Source organism: Propionicicella superfundia DSM 22317 (assembly GCF_000423465.1).
GTDB classification, from domain to species: domain Bacteria; phylum Actinomycetota; class Actinomycetes; order Propionibacteriales; family Propionibacteriaceae; genus Propionicicella; species Propionicicella superfundia.
Genome location: NZ_KE384021.1, coordinates 334,107 through 352,529, shown reverse-complemented (window position 1 = coordinate 352,529; position 18,423 = coordinate 334,107). Strand labels below are relative to the sequence as shown.

Annotated in this window: 18 protein-coding genes; 6 read left to right on the top strand and 12 right to left on the bottom strand. The window is 71.5% G+C overall.

The window, feature by feature from the left end; genetic code table 11:
• Window positions 1–47: 47 nt before the first annotated feature.
• The gene (hemN, locus tag G555_RS0111430; RefSeq protein ID WP_028708972.1) at window positions 48–1,418 is read right to left on the bottom strand and encodes an oxygen-independent coproporphyrinogen III oxidase; all 1,371 of its coding nucleotides are present in this window, start codon (window positions 1,416–1,418) and stop codon (window positions 48–50) included.
• 76 nt (window positions 1,419–1,494) lie between these two features.
• Complete coding sequence (locus G555_RS0111425) at window positions 1,495–2,112, bottom strand: TetR/AcrR family transcriptional regulator (RefSeq protein ID WP_036922480.1); 618 nt, start codon at window positions 2,110–2,112, stop codon at window positions 1,495–1,497.
• Window positions 2,113–2,173: 61 nt separating this feature from the next.
• Here G555_RS0111425 and G555_RS0111420 point away from each other — a divergent pair, with 61 nt between their 5' ends.
• Window positions 2,174–3,406, top strand: a complete 1,233-nt coding sequence (locus G555_RS0111420; RefSeq protein WP_028708970.1) for an alpha-amylase family protein — start codon at window positions 2,174–2,176, stop codon at window positions 3,404–3,406.
• Between the two features lie 77 nt (window positions 3,407–3,483).
• On the opposite strand, the gene trxA is transcribed toward G555_RS0111420, so the two are convergent.
• Window positions 3,484–3,834, bottom strand: coding sequence for a thioredoxin (gene trxA, locus G555_RS0111415; protein WP_028708969.1), 351 nt, complete (start codon window positions 3,832–3,834; stop codon window positions 3,484–3,486).
• 105 nt (window positions 3,835–3,939) lie between these two features.
• Window positions 3,940–4,710: a class I SAM-dependent methyltransferase gene (locus G555_RS0111410; protein WP_028708968.1), complete on the bottom strand. Its 771-nt coding sequence runs from the start codon at window positions 4,708–4,710 to the stop codon at window positions 3,940–3,942.
• 164 nt (window positions 4,711–4,874) lie between these two features.
• On the opposite strand from G555_RS0111410, the gene G555_RS19545 reads away from it, so the two are divergent.
• Window positions 4,875–5,675, top strand: a complete 801-nt coding sequence (locus G555_RS19545) for a tyrosine-protein phosphatase (protein WP_051208898.1) — start codon at window positions 4,875–4,877, stop codon at window positions 5,673–5,675.
• Window positions 5,676–5,706: 31 nt separating this feature from the next.
• Here G555_RS19545 and G555_RS19540 read toward each other — a convergent pair whose 3' ends face one another.
• Complete coding sequence (locus G555_RS19540) at window positions 5,707–6,744, bottom strand: hypothetical protein (RefSeq protein ID WP_156887528.1); 1,038 nt, start codon at window positions 6,742–6,744, stop codon at window positions 5,707–5,709.
• Window positions 6,745–6,754: 10 nt separating this feature from the next.
• A complete protein-coding gene (locus tag G555_RS0111395) occupies window positions 6,755–7,447 on the bottom strand; it encodes a metal-dependent transcriptional regulator (protein WP_036922478.1) in 693 nt (230 codons plus the stop codon).
• Window positions 7,448–7,642: 195 nt separating this feature from the next.
• Between G555_RS0111395 and G555_RS0111390 the strand changes: the two genes are divergently transcribed.
• A complete protein-coding gene (locus tag G555_RS0111390; RefSeq protein ID WP_036922477.1) occupies window positions 7,643–8,272 on the top strand; it encodes an acVLRF1 family peptidyl-tRNA hydrolase in 630 nt (209 codons plus the stop codon).
• Window positions 8,273–8,349: 77 nt separating this feature from the next.
• On the opposite strand, the gene G555_RS0111385 is transcribed toward G555_RS0111390, so the two are convergent.
• The 3 genes from G555_RS0111385 to G555_RS19535 all read right to left on the bottom strand — a co-directional run bounded on the left by G555_RS0111385 (window position 8,350) and on the right by G555_RS19535 (window position 13,259).
• The gene (locus G555_RS0111385; protein ID WP_169337925.1) at window positions 8,350–11,376 is read right to left on the bottom strand and encodes a glycine--tRNA ligase; all 3,027 of its coding nucleotides are present in this window, start codon (window positions 11,374–11,376) and stop codon (window positions 8,350–8,352) included.
• A 75-nt stretch (window positions 11,377–11,451) separates the two neighbouring features.
• Window positions 11,452–12,108 (bottom strand): pyridoxamine 5'-phosphate oxidase, encoded by a 657-nt coding sequence (pdxH, locus tag G555_RS0111380; RefSeq protein ID WP_028708964.1) that lies wholly within the window; start codon window positions 12,106–12,108, stop codon window positions 11,452–11,454.
• Between the two features lie 152 nt (window positions 12,109–12,260).
• A complete protein-coding gene (locus G555_RS19535) occupies window positions 12,261–13,259 on the bottom strand; it encodes a hypothetical protein (RefSeq protein WP_051208892.1) in 999 nt (332 codons plus the stop codon).
• Window positions 13,260–13,446: 187 nt separating this feature from the next.
• Here G555_RS19535 and G555_RS19530 point away from each other — a divergent pair, with 187 nt between their 5' ends.
• A complete protein-coding gene (locus tag G555_RS19530) occupies window positions 13,447–14,085 on the top strand; it encodes a hypothetical protein (protein ID WP_051208889.1) in 639 nt (212 codons plus the stop codon).
• Here the strand turns inward: G555_RS19530 and G555_RS0111360 are convergent.
• Window positions 14,075–14,731: an aminodeoxychorismate/anthranilate synthase component II gene (locus G555_RS0111360; protein ID WP_028708963.1), complete on the bottom strand. Its 657-nt coding sequence runs from the start codon at window positions 14,729–14,731 to the stop codon at window positions 14,075–14,077. The two genes, G555_RS19530 and G555_RS0111360, sit on opposite strands and share 11 nt — an antisense overlap.
• A 27-nt stretch (window positions 14,732–14,758) precedes the next feature.
• Window positions 14,759–15,526 carry a DUF881 domain-containing protein gene (locus G555_RS19525; RefSeq protein ID WP_245581262.1) on the bottom strand — a complete coding sequence of 256 codons (768 nt, stop codon included), beginning with the start codon at window positions 15,524–15,526 and terminating at the stop codon, window positions 14,759–14,761.
• 67 nt (window positions 15,527–15,593) lie between these two features.
• Here G555_RS19525 and G555_RS0111350 point away from each other — a divergent pair, with 67 nt between their 5' ends.
• Window positions 15,594–15,884: a cell division protein CrgA gene (locus tag G555_RS0111350; RefSeq protein WP_028708962.1), complete on the top strand. Its 291-nt coding sequence runs from the start codon at window positions 15,594–15,596 to the stop codon at window positions 15,882–15,884.
• 172 nt (window positions 15,885–16,056) lie between these two features.
• On the opposite strand, the gene lysS is transcribed toward G555_RS0111350, so the two are convergent.
• Complete coding sequence (lysS, locus tag G555_RS0111345; RefSeq protein WP_028708961.1) at window positions 16,057–17,559, bottom strand: lysine--tRNA ligase; 1,503 nt, start codon at window positions 17,557–17,559, stop codon at window positions 16,057–16,059.
• Between the two features lie 161 nt (window positions 17,560–17,720).
• On the opposite strand from lysS, the gene G555_RS22845 reads away from it, so the two are divergent.
• On the top strand, window positions 17,721–18,329 hold the full coding sequence (locus G555_RS22845; protein WP_051208887.1) for a heavy metal-binding domain-containing protein: 609 nt from the start codon (window positions 17,721–17,723) through the stop codon (window positions 18,327–18,329).
• Window positions 18,330–18,423 lie beyond the last annotated feature (94 nt).

Sequence of the window (18,423 nt, the reverse complement as noted above, 5' to 3'; positions counted from 1 at the left end):
TCACCCTCCGCCGACACGGTGGAACCGGACCGGCGTCGCAGAGACCCTCAGATCGCGCGTGAGAAGTGATGGCCCGCGCGGCGCCGCAGGTACGCGTCGAAGCACATCGCGATGTTGCGGACGAGGAGCCGTCCGCGCGGCGTGACCACGATGTCGCGGGACGTGATCTCGACCAGCCCGTCGGCCGCCATCGGCGCGAGCTCCTCCAGATCGGGCGCGAACTCGGCGGCGAAGTCGACCCCCCAGCGTCGCTCGATCGCCGGGATGTCGATGCGGAACGCGCACATCAGCTCGGTGATGATCGAACGCCGCAGGACGTCCTCCTCGGCCAGCCGCACCCCGCGGACGAGCGCGGTTCCGTCCGCGACGACCCGCCGGCTGTAGGCGACGAGGTCCTTCTCGTTCTGGGCATAGGAGTCGCCCATCGTGCTGATGGCCGAGACCCCCAGACCGAGCAGATCGGCGTCCCCCTGCGTCGTGTACCCCTGGAAGTTGCGATGCAGCACGCCCTCGCGCTGCGCCACGGCGAGCTCGTCGTCGGGCCGGGCGAAGTGGTCCATGCCGATGAACAGGTACCCGGCCGCCGTGAGCGTCTCGACGGCCCCCCGCAGGAGCCCGAGCTTCTGGTCGGCCGTCGGCAGCGCGTCGACGGGCAGGATCCGCTGCGCGGGGAACAGCGCCGGCATGTGCCCGTAGTTGAACACGCTCAGCCGATCGGGCCCGAGGGCGACCACCCGGTCGAGGGTGTGCGCGAACGTCTGCTGCGTCTGCTTCGGCAGCCCGTAGATGAGGTCGATGCTCGTCGACTCGAAGCCGACCTCCCGGGCATGGGCCAGCAGCGCGAAGATGAACGCCTCGTCCTGCTCGCGGTTGACGACACGCTGCACCTCGGGATCGAAGTCCTGGACGCCGATGCTGAGGCGGTTGAACCCGACCGATCGCAGGTGATCGAGCACACCGAGGCCGATCTCGCGCGGGTCGACCTCGATCGACACCTCGGCTCCCGGATCGACGTCGAAGTGGGTGCGCAGCAGCCCCATGAGGCGGCTGATCTGGGCTTCGTCGAGGTAGGTCGGCGTCCCGCCGCCCCAGTGGATCTGGGTCGCCCGCCGCCCGGTGAACAGCGGCGCCCTCGCGACGATCTCGCTCTCGAGGACGTCCAGATACGCCTCGATGCGCTCCGGACGATGCGTGACGACCTTGTTGCAACTGCAGAAGTAGCACAGTTTGTGGCAGAAGGGGATGTGCACGTACAGGGACAGCGGACGGTCCGGGTAGCGGTTCGCCTCGACACGGAACTGCTGCTCGGTGAAGTCGGGCGTGAACTCGACGGCCGTCGGATAGGACGTGTACCGAGGGCCCGGACGGTCGTAGCGCCGGATCAGGTCGTGGTCCCATTCGATCGCGTGAACGGCCATCTCACTCCTCGGTGCGACGCGCACCCGGGACGACCCCGGGCGAGCATCCACCCTACGCCGGTTCGCCTGCGGATCCTCATCCGCCCCAGTCGCCGAGGGCGCCCTCCAGCGCCCCGAGCATCGACTGGAGCACGTGCGGCCGTTCCTCGTCCCGGCAGCCGCGCTCGACCCAGCGCAGACACGCCTGATCGATGAACCCCTGGAAGCCCCACATGGCGTACTCCTGACGCAGCCATTCGCCTGCCTGCAGCAGTGCGGTCAACCGCTCGACGGCACGCCCGCGCGCGTCCCTCCTGACCACCACGGCGGGAGCCGGGTCATTCCCCCCGGCCAGCGGCGCGGCCCAGATCGTGGGCTGGGCGGCGACCGTATCGAGCAACACCTCGAGCTGCGCCCGCACGCGCTCGCGCCTCGGCGTCCGCGGGCCGAGGCGCGCGAGGGCCGCCGACTGCTCCTCGTCGAGGATCGCCAGCGAGCGCTCCACCACGGCCGCGTAGAGCCCGGCCTTGCTGTCGAAATACCGGTACACCAGAGCCTCGGACGCCTCGGCCGCCACCGCGACACCGGCGACTCCGACGTCCTCGTAGGGGTGCGCGGCGAACTCCGCCGCCGCCGCGTCCAGGATCGCCGCGCGCCGCACATCGGGATCGAGCCTGCGGCGGGGGCGCGAATCGGAACCGGTCACGGGTTGCATCCTACCGGTTGCTGAGTTAGCCTCAACAATGTTGCTGAGTCAGCCTCACTAAGGAGAACCCATGACCTCGGGCCGCGACACGATCTGGTGGCACGTCTACCCGCTCGGCTTCTGCGGCGCTCCGATCCGCGACCACGACACCGCTCCCACACCCCGCCTGGACCACCTCACCGGCTGGCTCGACTACGCCGTCGACCTCGGGGCCACCGGGCTGCTCCTCGGGCCCGTCTTCGCGTCGGAGACCCACGGGTACGACACCCTCGACCACAGCCGCATCGATCCCCGGCTGGGCGACGACGCGGCCTTCGACCGGCTCGTCGCCGCGTGCCGGACGCGCGGCGTGCGCCTCGTGCTCGACGGCGTGTTCAACCACGTCGGGCGACACCACCCATGGCTGCAGCAAGCCCTCGCGGGCGGACCCGCCGGGCCGGACGCGCACATCTTCCGCATCGACTGGAGCGACCCGGCCGCTCCCCGGTGCGGCACCTTCGAAGGACACGGCGAGCTGGTTCCCTTCGACCACTCCCAGCCGCGCGTCGCCGACGCCGTGGCCGACGTCATGAACCACTGGCTCGACCGCGGTGCCGACGGCTGGCGGCTCGACGCGGCATACGCCGTGCCGGCGGAGTTCTGGGCGCGCGTCCTGCCCCGCGTCCGGCAGCACCACCCCGACGCCTGGCTGACCGGCGAGGTCATCCACGGGGACTACCCGGCCTACGTCCAGGCGTCCGGTCTCGACTCGGTCACGCAATACGAGCTGTGGAAGGCGATCTGGAGCTCCCTGGCAGACCGGAACCTCTTCGAGCTCGACTGGGCGCTCACCCGCCACAACCGCTTTCTGGACACCTTCGTCCCGACCACGTTCGTGGGCAACCACGACGTCACGCGCCTGGCATCGGTCGTCGGCAACGACCGGCTCGTGGCCGCCACGGCGATCCTGTGCACGGTCGGCGGGACGCCCACGATCTACTACGGCGACGAGCAGGCGTTCCGCGGCGAGAAGCGTGACGGATGGGGTGGCGACGACGAGATCCGACCCTCGTTCCCGGCGTCGCCCGCCGACCTCGCCGGGTACGGGTGGCCGGTGTTCCACGCACATCAGGCCCTGCTGCGGCTGCGGCGCGACCGCCCGTGGCTGACGACCGCCCGCACCGAGACGGTCGCGCTGACCAACACGGTCTACGCCTACCGCACCGTCTCGGCCGACGGGGCACGAGCGCTGTCCGTCGAAGTGGACGTGACCAGTCCGGCGCACGTCATCGTCCGGGACGGCGACGTCGTGTTCAGTTCCTGAGCCGCCCCGGCACAGGACTGGCCGGTCTCATGAGCGAGCCCGGCCTCGGGCACGAGGATCGGTCGCCTCGTCCTGTCTCAGGCCTCGGCAGCCTCGGCAGCCTCGGGATCGAACTCCACCACGGCCTGAACGAGCTGATCCAACTGGGACTTGCTGAGCGCGCCCGCCTCGCGATAGACGAGCTTGCCGCCCTTGTACGCCATGAGCGTCGGGATGCTCTGGATCTGCAGGGCCATGGCAACGTCCTGGTTGGCCTCGGTGTCGAGCTTCGCGAACGTGAGGTCGGGGTGAGCCTCGGAGGCCTCCTCGAAGATCGGGCCGAAGAACATGCACGGACGGCACCAGGACGCCCAGAAGTCGATGAAGACGACGTCGTTGCTCTCGATGGTCTCGACCAGGTTGTCCTTGGTCAGTGCGACGGTTGCCATGAATGGGTCCTCTCTCAGGTCTCTCGTTCCTCCAACGTCGATACCGCCAGGGGTATTCCGCGCAACACGGATCGATCCGATTCTCCGTCGCCGCGCCCGGCGACGCTACTTCACGGCCACGAAGCGCCGCATCGGGATCGCCACCGTGAACGGGCCCGATCGCTCGACGCGGGCCGACATCCAGTCGATGGCCGCCTGCAACCGCGCGGCCGACACCATCGGCAGGTAGAGCGCCGCGATGACGAGCCGGGCGTCCTCGGCGCTCATCACCGTGAAGCGGTACCGCTCGCGCCGATCCTCGACCTTGCGCAACCCGACCGCCGACAACGCGGGAACGTACCCCGTGACCTCGGTCGGCCCCGGGAACTGGGGGACCCCGTGCAGGTGCATCGCGATCCGTCCCAGCGTGTGCAGGTCGCGAGGCGCCAGCGGCCGGATCGTCGGAGCCATGAACGCGAACACCCCGCCCGGCTTCAGCACTCGCGCGACCTCGGCGAACAGCTTCTCCACGGGCCGGATGACGACGACCCCCATGGAACTGGTCACGGCGTCGCACGACTCGTCGGCGATGGGCAGCCGACGCCCGTCGGCGCACAGCCAGGGTGTGCCGGAGCGGCTCGCGGCAAGCTCGAGCTCGGCGAACGACAGATCGACGCCGACGACCGTACGCCCCCCGCGCGCCAGCTCCCGCGACATCGCCCCGGCCCCGCAGCCGACGTCCAGGATGACCTCCGCGCGACGGGAGACCGCGCGGGCGAGCCAGCGGTAGGGCGTCGACGGACCCGCGAAGGCGCGGGACAGGATGTCCTCGGCCACCCCCGCTCGATCCGCATGGAAGATCGACAGGTATGTCGCCCAGTCGAACGCATCGTTCATCGGCTCCCATCCTGCCCCACAACGAGAACGGCGGGCGGCACCGCGCGACGCGTGGACGTCCGGCCCGCGCCCGGCACACCGTGAAAGCCCCTCGGCCACGCGTCGGGACGCGCGACAATGGGCAGCGACGCGCCCGGCACGGGCGGGGCAGGAGGCTCGACCAGATGACCGGCAGCGCCGACCCGGCGATCGACGGACTGCGCAACTTCCGCGACACGGGCGGCACACCGCTGCACGCCGGCGGCGCGACCCGGCCCGGGGTCCTCTTCCGATCCGGGGCGCTGGACTCCCTCACCGACGCGGGGCTCGCGCACCTCGCCGCCAGCACGATCGGCGTGATCGTCGACCTGCGGACGCCGACCGAACGCGCGATGGCCCCCGACAGGCTCCCGCCGCAGCGGCTGTTCCGGACAGCCCGTCTCCCCCTGCTGGAAGGTGCCATGACCGGGTGGGCCCAGGCCGCCGGGCAGGCCGACCCCGCCGTGGTGAAGGCCGCTCTGCGCGAGGCGCTGGAGAGCCTGCCGAGCCTCGGCGACATGTACATCTCGATGCTGGACGGCGGCGCCACCGTCTTCGCCGAGACCGCCCGGCTCGTGGCCGACCCCGGAGACGGCGAGAACACGGGCGTCCTCGTCCACTGCACCGCCGGCAAGGACCGCACCGGCATCGCGACCGCCCTGCTGCTGGAGGCCGCGGGAGCGGACCGCGCCGCCGTCGTCGCCGACTACGCGTCGTCGCAGGCCCGTCTCGCCGGGCCCTGGGCCGAGTCGACGATGGACATGCTCGCGAGCCTCGGCGTCCCGCGGACGCCCGCGCTGATCGAACTCGCCACCGGCACCCCCGCCGCAGCCATCGAACAGGCGCTGGCCTGGGTGGACGCCCGTGGCGGCGCCGCCGCCTACCTCCGGACGGGCGGGCTGTCGACGGCCGAGACCGCCGCACTCCGCGTCCGCCTCGCCGGCTGACCGGCGCCGTGCGGCGGCAGGAGGCCGCACCTCAGATCGCGACGCCGAGAGAGTCCGCGACGTCGGCACCGATGTCGCGGATGAGCCTTCCGGCGACCACCGGCTGCCCCGCCACGGCCGACACGAGAGCGGACATGCCGGGCAGCGCCTCATCGGCCGCCGACACCTCCCACGGAGCATGCAGCAGCGGATTGGACTCGTCGGGCCACTCCTGGGCCACCCGCTCCCATGTCCGCAGCCACGCCTCGGAGATCTCCCCCACCGAAGGCACCCCGAAGAAGTGGCCGACCGGCGCATGGTGGCGCAGCGCCACGATCGCGCTGTCCCGGTAGAGCAAGGCCAGCCGGACACGGGCGTCCAGGTCCTTGCGCTGGGTCATCGTCCCCCGCAACGCCCACCGGCACGGATTCGGGCACGTGTCACCGACGTCGGGACGCTCTCCGGCGCCGATCGTCGCATGGTTCATCGCGCACACCGCCAGCGTCGGGCCCAGCCGGCTGTGGAAGCGGTCGAGATAGGCCGTGTACCCGGGAAGGTCGCCGTTGCAGGCGTTGAGCGCCCGCCGGGCCGTCGTCCGCTGCGCGGAGCCGTGCGGGCAGTCGGGGTCGTCGGCGCCCCATCGCTCCCCCACCGACTCCGGCATCAGCAACGGATCGCCGGCATGGCCGAGCACCCGCTCCCACGCCAACTGCGGCAGGTACTCCCCGATCAGATGGGCGGTGACGACGATCTGCAGCGGCTCGTGCCGACGCGATCGGAGGTTGAGCACCTCCAGCATCAGCTCGTACAACGGGATGAGCGATCCGAGGGCGCCCCGCTCGCTGTCCCGCGGCTCCAGCGGGAAGCACGCGCTCGACAGCTTCTTCGCCCAGGGGCGGTCGCGGAAGTCCTTGGCGATGTCCCCGAAATCCTCGGCGTCCAGGTCGAGGACGCGCTTGCCCGCGACGGCGAGGTCGCGGGCGCGGCGCAACTGCGACGGCGGAGCGGGGTTCTCGCTCAGGAGCGCGGCGACGGCGTCGTACCAGTGGCCACGGAGCAGGCCGCTCACCACCGTGGATTCGACGTCCACACCCGCCCGTTCAGGCGCCACTGACGAACAGCAGCCCGGAGACGTCCCGGCTCACGCGGCACTCCTCCCCGGCGGGCCCGCGCAGATCGAGACCGTCCTTGCCGACGACCCAGGCCTGGATCTTCGCGCCCGTGACGACACCGGCGTCCGCCAGCAGGCCCAGCAGTTCGGGATTGGCCTGAGCGGCCTCGCTGATGCGACGCACGATGAACGCCCGCGGAATGGACGAGACGACATCGCCGAGGGCATCCACCCCGTCGAGGAACTCGGGGACGTCCACCGGCAGGCCCAACTCGTCCAGCGCCGGGATCGGGTTCCCGAACGGGGAATCGGTGGGGTTGTCCATCAACTCCATGAGGCGCTTCTCGACCTTCTCGGAGATGACGTGCTCGAGCTTGCAGGCCTCGTCGTGGACGTCGGGACCCTCGATCTTGAGGATGTCGACGAGGAACCTCTCGGAGATGCGGTGCTTGCGCATCACCTTGCGAGCCTGCTCGTATCCGTCGGGCGACAACTCGATGAGCCGGTGCTCGGTGACGGTGAGCAGCCCGTCGCGCTCCATGCGAGCGACGGTCTGCGACACGGTCGGGCCGGCCTGGTGCAGCCTCTCGGCAATCCGGGCCCTCATCGGCGGAACACCCTCTTCGATGAGCTCGTAGATGGTCCGCAGGTACATCTGCGTCGTGTCGATCAGGTCACTCATCAATCGCCCCTTCCGGTGGCCAGATTAGGGCATTCCGCAACCTGACGGCGCACGACGGTCCGTGGGTGGTCTTCCCCACCGACCGCGGAGGCCCGGAATCCGCCGTCCGCGACGCGACCCGTGGCGGTCCCCGGCCTCCGGCGCGACGCGGTTTCGGCCAGGCCGCCCCTCACCTGACGAGCTATCGTCTGCCGCATGGCTGGACGCGTGGTGGCGATCGCGCCGGAACGGCTGACCGGCTGGGTGGAACGGTTCACGCAGCGGCACGGCACGGTGGCGATCGACGTGCACGCCGACGCGGCCACCGTGACCGCGGCCGACGGTGCCCGCGCGACGATCGCGATCGGCTGGGGCGGCGTCGCGCCCGGGGCGCCGCGTGACCTCGCTGCCGTGGTGGCGCACCTGGCCGCCGACCGGCGGGTCGCCGTTCTGCTCGCGCGGCGCGCCGCCCACGCCGTGGGGATCTTCGACGGGGCCGAGCTCGTGGCCTCCAAGGTGGACACCCACTACGTGCAGGGACGCACGAAAGCAGGCGGCTGGTCGCAGCAACGGTATGCGCGGCGCCGCTCCAACCAGGCCGATCAGGCGGCCGACGCCGCCGCCGCGGATCTTCGCCGCGTCGTCGGAACGGCCCGGGCACGGTGGGACTGGTTCGTCACCGGCGGCGACACGGCGGCCGTCCGGGCCGTTCTCGACCGGGTGCCGGAACTGGCCGCGCTCGCGCCCGGCCGGGTGCTGCCCACACCGGACCCTCGGCTCGCCGTGCTGCGCGAGTTCCCCGCGGCCTACCGTGCCGTGCCGATCGAGCTCAACGACCTCGCCTGAGCGATCCCGCCGACAGCGTGGAGGGTTGATGTTGGACTACCAACATCAACCCTCCGCGCTATCGCCGAGTGGCAGGCTCAGCCGAGCGCCAGGTCGAGCGCCCGCCAGTCGATGCCCTCGGGCGCGCGGTCCAGGATCGTCGCGATGAGCCCGAGCCGGGCCGCCCGCACTGCGGGGTCGTCGGCCATCACCAGGGTCTCGTCGAAGAACCGGTGGATCGCCGGCACCAGCCGGCCGGTCGCCGCCTGGAAGCCCCCGAGCGTCTCCCCCGCCGCGGCGGGCAGCGCCTCCACCTCGGCGTGCAGCGCGACCTCGGCCGGATCGGTCAGCCGCGTCGCGTCGTACGCCGCGTCCGTGCCCTCGGGCAGGATCCGCGCGATGCGCACGAGCGCGGCCACGAGATCGCGGAACGACTCCCCGGACGCCGCACGCACCTCGGCGAGGACCGCCGCCGCCCGGCCGGGATCGTCGGCGCCGCCGATCACCACCTGGACCAGCCCCGCCGGGACCCCCTCGTCGCGCAGCAACTGCGCGAAGCGTCCGATCGTGAACTCGCGCGCCGCCTCGACCGTGTCGGCCGCGACGTCCAGACCCTGTTCCTGCAGCCGTTCGGCGGCCGCGGTCAGGCCGTCGGTGAGCGTCAGCCCGCCGCGGTCGCGCAGGATGCGGACGACGCCGAGGGCCGCCCGCCGCAGGCCGAACGGGTCGGACGAACCGGTCGGCTTCGCCCCGAGCGCGAACATCGAGGCGAGCAGGTCGAACCGGTCCCCCAGCGCCAGCAGCGCCCCGGGCAGGGACGCCGGCAGCGGGTCGGAGCTCGTGTGCGGCTCCTCCATCTCGTACAGCGCGTCGGCGACCTCGCGGGTCTCACCCAGCCGGACCGCGTACTCGCGCGCCACGAACCCGGCCAGGCTGCTCATCTCGACGACGAGCTGCGTCGCGAGATCGAACTTGGCCAGCTCGCCCGCACGCGTCAAGGTGGCGCGCTCGGCCGTGGTGACACCGACCCGGTCGGCGAGCCGCAGGGACACGTCGGCGATCCGCCGAGCCCGCTGCCCGACCGAGCCGAGCCGGTCCTCGAACGTCAGCTTCTCCAGCCCCGGGACGAAGTCCTCGGCGCCGGTGTGTTGCAGATCGGCGTTCCAGAAGAACAGCGCGTCCTCGTACCGGGCCCGCAGCACCGACTCGTTCCCGGCGCGCACGATCGCATCGTCGCAGTCGCCGTTCGCCATCGTGACGAAATGCGGCAGCAGCGTCCCCTGCGCATCGCGGACGGGCAGGTAGCGCTGGTGCTTGCGCATGACGGTGGTGAGGATGCGGTCGGGAAGGTCCAGGTAGCGGGCCGCGAAGCCGCCGATCACGCCGTGCGGATCCTCGACGAGGTTCGTGACCTCGTCCACGACCGCCGCGTCGCCCACGACGTCCACGACGCCGCCGACGCCCGCGGCCAGGGACTCGGCCTGGGAGACGACCGAGGCACGCCGCTGCGCGGTGGACACGTCGATGGCTCCCGCCGCCAGGGTGGGCAGCAGGTCGTCGGCCGAGTCGATCGAGACATGGCCGATGAGGATCTCCCCGCGGCGCCCGCCCTCGTCGGACGCGGTGGGACGCTGCAGGTACGTCGTCCGCCCCGCGACGAGCCGGGACACCGCGAACGGGACGACGACCGGGCCCCACAGCGCCACGATCCAGCGGATGGCCCGGCTGAAGGACAGGTCGGGATCGCACCACCGCATGTTCTTCTCGGCACGCAGCCCCGCGACGACGTCGGCAAGGACGCCGGCCAGCACCTCGACCGCGGGGCGTCCCTTCTCGGTGTATGCGACGGCGGCGACCTCGGCGCCGCCGATCTCGGCCTTCACGACCTGATCGACGCTCGCCTGCTGGCCGCGCAGGAAGCCCTGCAGGGCGCGCGTCGGCTCCCCGGCCTCGTCGAAGGCGGCCGCCCACTTGGGGCCTTTGCGGTGCTGCAGCGCGTCGGGCTCCTCGGGCGCCACGTCGGCGACGGTCGCCACGATCCGGCGCGGCGTGCCGTCCACGGTGATCTCGCCGTGCGCGAGCCGCGTGGCGGCGAGCTTCGTGGCCAGAGCGTCGCGGACGGCGTCGACGGTCTGGGCGACGACGTGCGGCGGGAGCTCCTCGACGCCGATCTCGAACGCCAGCGTCTGCGGTGTCGCGGGCAGGGTCGCCGGGTCGACCGCGGGCACCTCGACGGGCGACGCGTCGTCCTGTCGCAGCAGCGGGAAGCCGAGCTCGGAGCGTCGCTCGACCCACAGCACCGAGACGTCCCGGGCGAGACGGCGCATCGCCCCGAACGCCTTGGCGCGCTCCGTGGTGGAGATGGCGCCCCGCGCGTCCAGCACGTTGAAGGCGTGGGAGGACTTCAGCACGTAGTTGTGCGCGGGGACGGGCAGCCGGGCCTCCACCATGCGGGTGGCCTCGGCGAGGTAGGTCTCGTAGAGCCGCCGGTTGGCCTCGACGTCGGCCTCGTCGAGGTAGTAGCGGCTCATCTCGTATTCCTGCTGGCCGAACGCCTCGCCGTAGGTGACGGACTCCCCGTCGGGAGTGACCGCGTACACGATCTCCTTGAAGTGCGTGACGCCCTGCAGCGCCATCATGATGCGCTCCATGCCGTAGGTCAGCTCGACGGGGATCGGGTCCAGGTTCTGCCCGCCGACCTGCTGGAAGTACGTGAACTGCGTGATCTCCATGCCGTCGAGCCAGACCTCCCAGCCGAGGCCCCACGCGCCGATGGCGGGCTGCTGCCAGTTGTCCTCGACGAAGCGGACGTCGTGCGCCGCGAGATCGATGCCGAGCGCCTCCAGGCTGCCCAGGTACAACTCCTGGGGGTCGCCGGGCTCGGGCTTCAGGATCACCTGGAACTGGGTGTGGGTCTGCAGCCGGTTCGGGTTCTCGCCGTAGCGCGAGTCGTCGGGGCGCACGGACGGCTCGACGTAGGCGACGTCCCAGGGCTCGGGACCGAGCACCCGCAGCACCGTCGCCGGGTTCATCGTGCCCGCCCCGACCTCGGTATTGAAGGGCTGCCAGGTGAGGCAGCCGAGAGAGGTCCAGTACTCGGAGAGCTCGCGCAGAGCGTCCTGCATCGTCAACACGCGCGCAAGGCTACCGAATCCGTCCTCCCCCGGGGGACGCCGGTCACGCGACGGCGCCGGTCGAGGTCACGGCGCGAGGCGGCCGACGGTCCAGCGCGTCTCGTTGTGCGTGTACACGAGGCGGTCGTGCATCCGGCTGCGCCGCCCGACCCAGAACTCGATCCGGTGCGGCACGATCACGTACCCGCCCCAGTGCGGCGGCCGCGGGACAGGGTCGTCGGGGAAGCGCAGGTCGGCCTCCTCATAGGCGGTCTCGAGCTCGGCGAGGTTGGCGACCTCGGCGGACTGCCGTGACGCCCAGGCGCCCACCTGCGCACCGCGGGGCCGGATCGCGAAATAGTCGTCGGACTCCTCGGCCGAGATCTTCTCCGCGACACCGTCGATGCGCACCTGCCGCGAGAGCTGCATCCAGAAGAAGGACGCGCACACCCGCGGATTGGCCGCGATCTCGCGCCCCTTCGCCGACTCGTAGTTGGTGAAGAACACGAAACCGCGTTCGTCGTAACCCTTCAGCAGGGCCACACGCGCCTGCGGCTGCCACTCGTCACCGTCGTGCGCGACGGTCGAGACCGTCATCGCGGTCGGTTCGAGGAGGCCCTGATCCTTCGCCGCCAGCGCGTCGTCCAGCCATTCGCCGAACAGGACGAACGGATCCGAGGGCACCTCGGCTTCCAGAAGAGGATCGGCCTCGTAGTCGATGCGTTCACGCCGAAGATCTGCCATATCCCCCAGTCTGCCCTGCCCGGGTGGACGCCGGGGCCGGCCCGGCGAACCGCTCCGGGACGGACGCGGCGCACCCCGTCCGAGCCCGCCACGGGCCCGTGTCGGGCCAGGTCGGCCGATCCGCCCGCACGGCGAGGCGTCCGGGCGGCGGACTAGCGGCGGCGCAGGAAGACCACGAGCCCGGCGAGGACGGCCACGGCCCCGGCGACCAGGAACATGGACCGGGTGCCGAGCAGGCTCTCGAGGAGCTGCCCGCCCGTCGCGGGGACGCCGGTCGTCGCCGAGGCGGTGGCCGTCGCCGAGGCGGACGCGGAGCCCGAGGAGGTCGCGGTCGGCGTCGCGGTCGCCTGCGGGAGGCCCACCTCGAGGACCGAGCTGTAACGACCCTCGGAGCCGAGCAGCAGCGACGAGCCGTCCATGCTCTGCGCGATCGACTCCCCCTGCTGCTGCGTCGGGGTGGTGGCCGAGCCGACCTGGGTGAAGGTCGCGATGTCGTAGACGGCGACCGAGGTGTAGGTCCGGATCGCGACGGTGCCGTCCAGCAGCCGCGTCGCGTCGGTCGCATACGCCGGCGCCGACGCGACCTTGGTGAGCGTGTTCACCGTCGACGCGCTGGGCTTCTCGGGGGCCACGTAGATCGCGCCCGTGGCTTCCTTGGTGACGATGTGGATGCGGCCGGTCGACGACAGGAACATGCCCTCGGCGTCGTGGGCTCCGTCGGGGTAGGAGAAGCGGTAGCGCGTGTACTCGGCGTCGCTCGACCCGACCTGCGGATCGGTCAGCTTGTACACCGAGACCGACGTGCGGCTCGCGGTGTTGTCGCCGATGTCGGCGACGTAGAACGACCCGTTCTGGTAGGCGAGGGCCTCGGTGTCGACGAGGTCGGCGCCGAACCGGATGCTCGTCAGGGTCTGCCCGTCGGACCGGACCCCGTAGATGCGCCCGCCGGACGCCTCGGTGTCGTTGATCGTCCAGTAGTAGCCGCGCTCGATGTCGGTGGCCATGCCCGAGCACTCCGTGATGCGCGAGTCGGTGAAGGTGAACGCGGTGCCGTCGGCGCGCGCCGGCAGCGGCGGGGCGGCCGCCATCGCCAGCCCCGTCACGGCGAGCGCCGCGGCGAGCCGGATCGTCCACCTGCGGTGGTGTGCCATGGGGTGTCTCCTCACGTCGCGCGACTACGAGGCTACCCAACCCGGTCACGCCAGGTTGGCGAGCGCTCCGATGAGGACGATCAGCAGCAGCCCGACCAGGATGAGCGGGATGATGCGGCGACGGCGTCTCGGGTGCACAACCTTCAACCTATGGCTCCGGCGCGACGCTGTCGGTTACGGTTGCCACATGGGCGAGTTGCGGTTGTTCGCCATCGGCATCGATGAGGCCCGGGACATGTTCGCGGCGCCGCCGGAGCTGGCCGAGCGGCTCCGCGTCGCAGCCGCGCCCCTCTTCCCGCCGCCGGCACACAGACGACGCCGGCGCGACCTGCTCGGCCCCCTGGTCCGGACGTCCCTGCTGCCGCCGGGAGACGTCCCCCTGCCCGGCGACGCCGAGCACCTGCTCGCGGGGCGATTCGTCACCCCCGACCGGATCACCGCGGCGTGGATCCTCGTGGAGCACTGGCTGACCGAGCTCTCCTGGGGCACGTACACGACGAGCCTGACCCGCGGCGAACTGGACGCCTGGGACTTCGACCTCGCCCGGGCCGGCATGAGCTCGACCTACGCGATCGGCCGCCTGTTCAACGAGGAACTCGGCTTTCCCGTGCGGCCGCTGCCCGATCAGCAGACCGGCTACATCCGCCACAGTCAGGTGCTCAACGCGGACGCGGCCCTGACACTGTGCCTCGAACAGCTCAGCGGTGACCCGGCCGTCCGGACGCAGAACCTCCTCGGCTGGCTGGACTCCTACCCCGGCTGGGCGGAGGCGGCCGACACCGCGCACCGCCCGCGTCCGGATCTGATCGGGCTGCTCAGTTGGTGACGTGCCCTGGTGCGCGTCCGGCCGCCATGAGCGGACCGAGCCCCTCCGACCGCGCCACGGCCTGCTCGTCCCCGCACGCCGCGAGCCAGTTGGCGAGCATCCGGTGGCCGCCCTCGGTGAGAACCGACTCCGGGTGGAACTGGACCGCCTCCACGGGGTACTCGCGGTGCCGCACGGCCATGATCACGCCGGACGCCGTCGCGGCCGAGGCCTCCAGGTCGTCCGGCAGGCTCGCCGGGTCGATCGCGAGCGAGTGATAGCGCGTCGTCGTCAACGGCGACGGAAGCCCCGCGAACACGCCGCGTCCGTCGTGGGTGACCGGGGACGTCTTGCCGTGCAGCAGTTCGGGGGCCCGGTCGACGACGCCGCCGTAGGCGACGCCGATCGCCTGGAGGCCCAGGCACACCCCGAAGATGGGGATGGACGGGCCCAGGTCGCGGACCACGTCGATGCAGACGCCCGCGCCCTCGGGGGTTCCGGGGCCGGGAGACAACAGGATGCCGTCGAACGCCTTGGCGAAGCCGGGCTCGGCGAAGCGCGGGTCGTCGTTGCGCCAGACCTCCGTCTCGGCCCCCAGTTGCGCGAGGTACTGCACGAGGTTGTAGACGAACGAGTCGTAGTTGTCGACGACGAGGATCCGGGCCATGGGCCCATTGTCGCAGTGCTCGACCGGTCAGGGCCGTGCGTACTGGTTCTCGATCGCACCCTCGAACGCGGGCATCGTCGCCTCGGTGACGGTCTCCTGCTGGTAGCCCAGCCGGTACGCCCGCACGTACTCCTTGTAGATCCGGATCTCGTCGGAGTTCTCCAACGCCGCGGCGAGCTTCGTCCGGTCGCCGATGGCCACGATGCGGTACGGAGGCGCGTACGGGACGCCGTGGAGCACGACCGTGTTGCCCACGCACTTGACGCCCGTGGTGGAGATGACACGGACCCCCTGGATCGTCATCGCCTCGGCTCCACCCCGCCAGAACGCGTTCACGACGGCCTGGATGTCCTGCTGATGGACGACGAGGAGATCCTGGTCGACACCCTCGGGATTGACGTCGGCGGGGGCGTCGGTGAGGGTGACCGCGACGGCGGGCCCCTTCACCGCCGTCAGCCCTGCCTGGCGGGACGCCGCCTGCACCTGGCTCTCCAGCGTCGAGTCGCCCCCCTTGGAGCGGCTCAGCCGGTCGACCTCCGAGCGCACCTCGGCGAGTTCCTTGGCCTGTTCCTGGTTGCGCTGCGCCTGGCCGGTGACGAGGTCGATGAGGTCGGTGTTCCGGCTGGCGCGCAGATCCGTGCCGCGGGCCGCGACGGCACTGGAGACGATCATGAAGCCGGCGACGGCGCACACGAGCGTCGTCATCGCGATCTGGCGCGGTGACCGTCCCGAGCGGCGCAAACCCCGATGGGCGCGCGCGAAGGGCCGGCGGAAGCGCGCTGCCCGTGTCCTCACAGGACCACTCTAGGTGTACTCGAGAACAACCCTGTTAGGCTTGGCGCCGAGTTCCGAGGAGTGTGACGTGCCCGAATCGAAGACCCGCAAGGCCGCTGATCAGAAGAAGAAGACGGCCGACAAGCAAGAGCGGGCCCGCAAAGAGGCGGACCGCCGCAGGCGGGCACGCGTGCCCGGCAGCCGTCGCTGGGTTCCGCCGACCTTCATCACTCTCGGCCTGCTCGGCGTCCTGTGGCTGATCCTGTACTACATCGCCAGCCCCTATATCCCGTTCCTCGCCGATCTCGGCGGCTGGAACATCCTCATCGGCCTCGGCCTGATGGGCGGCGCCTTCGCCGTCGCGACGCTCTGGAAGTAGCCTGGGCGCCGGCCGCGTCCTGGAGTCCGGGGGTCGTGGACGACGACGACGCTCCGGCGTAGCTACGCTCCGGCCGGGAAGCTACCGGGGGACCGGTAGCGTCGCGGCCTCGGCGTAGCGTCGCGGCCTCGGCGTAGCGTCGCGGGCCGCCGCAGATCGGGCCGCCGCAGATTCAGAGGGGCTTCAGCAGAGGGAACAGGATCGTCTCGCGGATGCCTGCGTCGGTGAGCAGCATGACGAGCCGGTCCACGCCCATCCCCATGCCGCCCATCGGCGGGGCGGCGAACTCGAGGGCGCGCAGGAAGTCCTCGTCGAGCTGCATCGCCTCGGGATCGCCCCCGGCGGCCTTCAGCGACTGCGCGACGAGCCGCTCACGCTGCACCACGGGGTCGATGAGCTCGCTGAACCCGGTCGCGCGCTCCAGGCCGCCGATGATCAGGTCCCACGCCTCGATCTTGCCGGGCTCACTGCGGTGCGGCCGGGCGAGCGGCTGGGCCACGGGGGGGTAGTCGCACACGAACGTCGGCTGGACGAGGGTGGGCTCGACCAGCGCCTCGAACAGCTCCATGACGAGCTTCCCGGCCTCCAGCGCCGGATCGTGCTCCACCCCGCGCGCCTCGGCGACCGCCTGCAGCCGCGCCAGCGGCGTCTCGGGGGTGATCTCCTCCCCCACCGCCGCGGACAGCCCCGGGTACACCCCGAGCCAGGCCCACTCGCCGCCCAGATCGATCTCGCCCTGCGGCGAATCGACGACAAGCCGGTCGAGCGCCGCCGCGGCATCCACGATGAGGCTCTGCGTGAGCGCCGCGATCGTGAACTGGTCACCCCATGACTGGTAGGCCTCCAGCATCGTGAACTCCGCGGAGTGCGTGGAGTCGATCCCCTCGTTGCGGAAGATCCGCCCGATCTCGTACACGCGATCGGCCCCGCCCACCATGGCCCGCTTGAGGTACAGCTCCAGCGCGATCCGCAGTGTCATCGGGATGTCGAAGGCGTTCAGATGCGTCGCGAAGGGACGCGCCGCGGCGCCGCCGTGGATGAGCTGGAGGACCGGTGTCTCGACCTCGATGTAGCCGTCGCGATGGAGGGTCTCACGGACGCTGCGGGTGATCGCGGCCCGCGTCCGCACCATGTCCCGGGCCGCGGGCCGCGCGACGAGATCGGCGTAGCGTTCGCGGACGCGATTCTCCTCCGAGAGGTCCTTGTGCAGCGTCGGCAGCGGGCGCAGCGCCTTGGACGCGAGCTGCCAGCTCGTCGCCAGCACCGACAGCTCGCCCCGCTTGGAGCAGATCACGCGTCCGGTGACCGACACGAAGTCGCCCAGATCGACATCCGCCTTCCAGGCGTCCAGCGACTCCTGCCCCACCTCGGCCAGCGACAGCATCACCTGCAGGCGCTCCGAGTCGGCGTCGAGGGTGAAGCCGTCCTGCAGCGTCGCGAAGCAGAGCTTGCCGGTGAACCGGGCGAAGATGATCCGCCCGGAGACCGACACGACGTCGGACGTCTCGTCCCCGGCCTGCAGATGCCCCCAGGTCTCGCGCACCTCGGCGAGCGAGTGCGTCCGCGGGACGGAGATCGGGTACGGCTCGATGCCGGCGGCGAGCAGCCGCGCCCGCTTCTCGTGACGGATGCGAAGCTGCTCGGGAAGGTCGGATTCGGGTGCCTGCGAACTCACCGGGACAGCGTAGCCAACAAGTGCCGGGACGCCCCGCGGCAGCGTGACGGTGAGCCGAGCCGGACCGGCGTGGGACGACGACGGGCCCGCCACGGCCGGGTGTTGCGGGGGCGGTCGGCCCGTCACGCCCGGCGCATGGCCGACTGGGGTTAGATGTGTCCATGAGCTACGGACAGCAGCCTTACGGGAACCCGCCCCAGGAGCAGAACCCGTACGGACAGAACCCGTACGCGCCGCCCGGCGGCGGCCAGTACCAGGCTCCTTATCAGCAGCCCTCTCAGCCGCACCCGGGTCAGGGGTACGCGCACCCTCAGCCCGCCGCCCAGGGGCAACCCGCCTACGGCCAGTTCCCCCCGCAGCCGGTCGCGTCCCAGCCGTCGCCGGCCTTCCAGACGCCCGTGCCCGCTCCCGCCCCCCGGCGCGCGACCCTGCGCCGGCGCGACATCCCGTGCGTGACGACCGAGCATCTGCCCGGACGCGAGATCGACCTCGCCCTCGGCGAGGTGGTCGGCGTCGTGGTCCGGCCCCGTCCGGCCGGTGCCGACCTCGCGGTTCAGCTCACCGAGCAGCGCCAGGACGCCGTGGACGCGGCCGTCGCGATGGCGCTGTCGGCACAGGCCGACGCCGTCGTCGGGCTCCGGTTCGAGACGTCCCTGCTGGATGCCGCCGCATCCGCCGAGATCGTGGCGTACGGGACGGCCGTGAGGCTGTCCCCTCCGGCCGCCGCGGCCGGGGCCGCCGGCGCGGCATCCACCGATCCCGAACCGTGATCGGCCGCGGCACGGACGCTGCACCTCTGCGCGCCCGGGACCGCCCGGCATGCGTCAAACGTCCACACCCGAGCCCTTGAGAGTGAGCACTCAC

What these genes read in the sequence shown, in the direction of transcription:
- G555_RS0111390 (WP_036922477.1), top strand. Translation starts at nt 7,643, where the DNA reads ATGGCTGGACGCGTGGTGGCGATCGCGCCGGAACGGCTGACCGGCTGG.
- G555_RS0111360 (WP_028708963.1), bottom strand. Translation starts at nt 14,731, where the DNA reads ATGGCCCGGATCCTCGTCGTCGACAACTACGACTCGTTCGTCTACAAC.
- G555_RS19535 (WP_051208892.1), bottom strand. Translation starts at nt 13,259, where the DNA reads ATGGCACACCACCGCAGGTGGACGATCCGGCTCGCCGCGGCGCTCGCC.
- G555_RS22845 (WP_051208887.1), top strand. Translation starts at nt 17,721, where the DNA reads ATGAGCTACGGACAGCAGCCTTACGGGAACCCGCCCCAGGAGCAGAAC.
- G555_RS0111425 (WP_036922480.1), bottom strand. Translation starts at nt 2,112, where the DNA reads ATGCAACCCGTGACCGGTTCCGATTCGCGCCCCCGCCGCAGGCTCGAT.
- pdxH (WP_028708964.1), bottom strand. Translation starts at nt 12,108, where the DNA reads ATGGCAGATCTTCGGCGTGAACGCATCGACTACGAGGCCGATCCTCTT.
- G555_RS0111420 (WP_028708970.1), top strand. Translation starts at nt 2,174, where the DNA reads ATGACCTCGGGCCGCGACACGATCTGGTGGCACGTCTACCCGCTCGGC.
- G555_RS19530 (WP_051208889.1), top strand. Translation starts at nt 13,447, where the DNA reads ATGGGCGAGTTGCGGTTGTTCGCCATCGGCATCGATGAGGCCCGGGAC.
- hemN (WP_028708972.1), bottom strand. Translation starts at nt 1,418, where the DNA reads ATGGCCGTTCACGCGATCGAATGGGACCACGACCTGATCCGGCGCTAC.
- G555_RS0111395 (WP_036922478.1), bottom strand. Translation starts at nt 7,447, where the DNA reads ATGAGTGACCTGATCGACACGACGCAGATGTACCTGCGGACCATCTAC.
- G555_RS0111385 (WP_169337925.1), bottom strand. Translation starts at nt 11,376, where the DNA reads ATGCAGGACGCTCTGCGCGAGCTCTCCGAGTACTGGACCTCTCTCGGC.
- G555_RS0111410 (WP_028708968.1), bottom strand. Translation starts at nt 4,710, where the DNA reads ATGAACGATGCGTTCGACTGGGCGACATACCTGTCGATCTTCCATGCG.
- trxA (WP_028708969.1), bottom strand. Translation starts at nt 3,834, where the DNA reads ATGGCAACCGTCGCACTGACCAAGGACAACCTGGTCGAGACCATCGAG.
- G555_RS19545 (WP_051208898.1), top strand. Translation starts at nt 4,875, where the DNA reads ATGACCGGCAGCGCCGACCCGGCGATCGACGGACTGCGCAACTTCCGC.